Raw genomic sequence first — 2,785 nt, 5'->3', positions numbered from 1 at the left:
TTATGTGGAGGTATTTTGCTTGGAATAAATAATATTTTATCGCATTTAAGTTTATGCAATATAGTATCAGCCAATATTAAATGCCCCAAATGAGGAGGGTCAAAACTTCCGCCTAATATTGCAATTTTCATAGATACTACCTTCTAACATAATATTAGAAGTTTAATAATTAAATAATAATTTGCAAGCATATTTTTTATTTATAAAAAATTTCTTTACCAAAACCTTCATAAAACTTGCCGTTATTATAAACTACATTGCCTCTCACTATAGTAGTTATAACTTTAGCTCCTCTTTTAAAACCTACATAAGGCGACCAAGAAGCTTTTGTAATTATATCTTTCTCTTCTATAATGGATTCATCATTCAAATCTACTACTACAAAATCAGCATCAAATCCTTCTTTTAATACGCCTTTGCTTATTATGCCAAATATTTTAGCAATATTTTCGCTCATAATTTTGGTTAGGAGTTTTATATTTATAGTAGAGTCTTTTACTTTTTTTAGCATTAGTTCCAATGAATGCTCTATAGAAGGTATGCCAAAAGTAAGTTTCTCTAATTTCTCGCTTAATAGATGCGGTGCATGGTCTGTTCCTATGGTGTCTATTGTACCATCTAATATGGCATTCCATAGAGCCTTATTATCTGATTTCTCTCTAAGCTCTGGTTTCATTCTAAGAAGCATTTTGTTTTTATCATTTTTATTAACATCTTCAGTATTCAAAAATAAATGGTGTGGGGTAGCTTCTCCATAAATTATCATACCAGAATCTTTTGCTTTTTTTAGAGAGTTAATTTCACTTTCTAATGATAAATGACATAAATATAGTGGAGTATTTGTTTGTTTTGCTATTTCTATTGCTTTATCAACTTTTTTTTCTTCTGCATGTACTGTAACTATTTTTGAAGCTTCAAATAGCTTATATAAAATTTTATCATCTTCAACAAGCATATTACCAGTAGAAGCATTAAAAAAAATTTTTGTAGAAGCAGCTTTTTCTATGATTTGTTTTATATCTTCAGTATTATCAGCCTTACTTCCTCCAAAATGAAATCCATAATCAACATATGACTTGCCAATCATCATATTCTTTTTTTCTTCTAAACTTTCTTTTGTTATAGTATTTGGAATGGTATTTGGCATATCCAAAAAAGTTGTAACACCGCCTCTTGCAGCTGCTTTACTTCCAGAAGAAAAATCCTCTTTATGTGTAAGCCCAGGGTCTCTCATATGAGCATGTGGGTCTATTATACCAGATAAAACATAATTATAATTAGCATCTATTATATTACTGTCTTTGTATATTTCAAAATTATTATCAAAATCTATTTTTTTTATCTTTTCATTTTCTATAATAATAGATACTATATTATTTTCTATTTTGGCATTCTTTATTATCATTTTGTTATCTCTTTATTACAATAATAACAAAAATCTCCATAGCTTCTTCTAGCAACTTTATTTTTTGTCTCTTCAAAATGAGTAACACATTTTTTATTCTGACAAACAATTTCTTTATTCTCTATTAACTCATAATCTTTTTCTTTTTTCTTAGCACTGCTTTCTATTATACCAGTAGACAAAGCTAACATAGCCATTCTTGTAGGTATACCATTTTTAGCTTGTATGAAATATTTAGCATATTTTGTATCATCTAAGTCAATGCTAATCTCATCAACTCTAGGAAGCGGATGCATTATTATCATATCTTCTTTGCATTTTCCAACTATTGTAGATTTTGAAATATTGAATGCATGTTTTACTTTTTCATAGTCTTCTATATTTTCAAAACGTTCTCTTTGTATTCTTGTCATATATAAACAATCAATTTCTTTTAGTATTTCTTCGTAATTATTGCCTTTATGATATTTTATTCCAGCATTATCTAATTCTTTTAATATATAATCAGGAATCTGAATAATATCAGGAGAAATATAATAAAACTCTCCATTAAACATTTTTAAAGCCTTTGAAAGAGAGTGAACAGTTCTTCCATATTTAGTATCTCCTACAAATGCTATTTTTTTATTTTCAATACTTCCTAATTCATCTTTTAAAGTATATAAATCAAGTAATGTTTGACTAGGATGCTCATTAGAACCATCACCAGCATTAATGATAGGGCAGTCAGTAACTTCTTCAGCAAACTTAGCAGCACCATCTATAGGGTGTCTCATAACTATTACATCAGAATATGCAGAAACCATTATTATAGTATCTCTTAAAGATTCTCCTTTTTTTATAGAGGAAACATCAGGGTTATCAAAACCTATAACATCTAAACCCATTTTATATGCTGCGGAATTAAAAGAAAGCCTAGTTCTTGTTGAAGGCTCGAAGAAAATGCTTGTCATTATCATTCCATCCATCATTTTTCTTCTTTCCATGTTTGGAGTATTATCTAATTTTTTAGCAACATCTAATACTTCCAAAATCTCTTCTTTTGACATTTCTTTAATACCTATAAAATTTTTCATTTTAACATCCCTTAATAATTATTTGTTTTTACAGCATAAAAAAAGGGAATAAAATCACTAATAGCAATTTTATTCCCTTTTAAAAATTCTGCATTTGTTAATTTAAACAAACATAGAAAATACGATAATAAGTAAAATGTATTTTTTATTATACGATTCATAATATTTCCTATACTGTATAAATTGAATTAATTATATATTAAAATAAAAAAAAATCAATACATAAAAAAGCTTTTTTTAGTAGGGTAGATAAAAAATTTAAAAAGCAATTATACTATTTACTTTAAAATATAATATAGTATAC

Annotated in this window: 2 protein-coding genes and 1 pseudogene; all 3 read right to left on the bottom strand. The window is 27.0% G+C overall.

What is annotated here, in order from left to right; translation table 11 throughout:
• Positions 1-131 (bottom strand): annotated as a pseudogene (locus E6A48_RS09240) (nicotinate-nicotinamide nucleotide adenylyltransferase); the annotation flags it as partial.
• 65 nt (positions 132-196) lie between these two features.
• The gene (locus E6A48_RS09235; protein ID WP_219709933.1) at positions 197-1,405 is read right to left on the bottom strand and encodes a dihydroorotase; all 1,209 of its coding nucleotides are present in this window, start codon (positions 1,403-1,405) and stop codon (positions 197-199) included.
• Positions 1,402-2,481 carry an aspartate carbamoyltransferase gene (pyrB, locus tag E6A48_RS09230; protein ID WP_219709932.1) on the bottom strand — a complete coding sequence of 360 codons (1,080 nt, stop codon included), beginning with the start codon at positions 2,479-2,481 and terminating at the stop codon, positions 1,402-1,404. Before pyrB ends, E6A48_RS09235 begins: the two co-directional genes overlap by 4 nt.
• Positions 2,482-2,785 lie beyond the last annotated feature (304 nt).

The organism is Brachyspira pilosicoli, assembly GCF_019402445.1.
Lineage (GTDB): Bacteria > Spirochaetota > Brachyspiria > Brachyspirales > Brachyspiraceae > Brachyspira > Brachyspira pilosicoli_B.
This window is presented reverse-complemented; position numbering and strand designations above follow the sequence as displayed.

Coding starts and splice junctions, on each gene's coding strand:
- E6A48_RS09235 (WP_219709933.1), bottom strand. CDS start 1,405: ATGATAATAAAGAATGCCAAAATAGAAAATAATATAGTATCTATTATT.
- pyrB (WP_219709932.1), bottom strand. CDS start 2,481: ATGAAAAATTTTATAGGTATTAAAGAAATGTCAAAAGAAGAGATTTTG.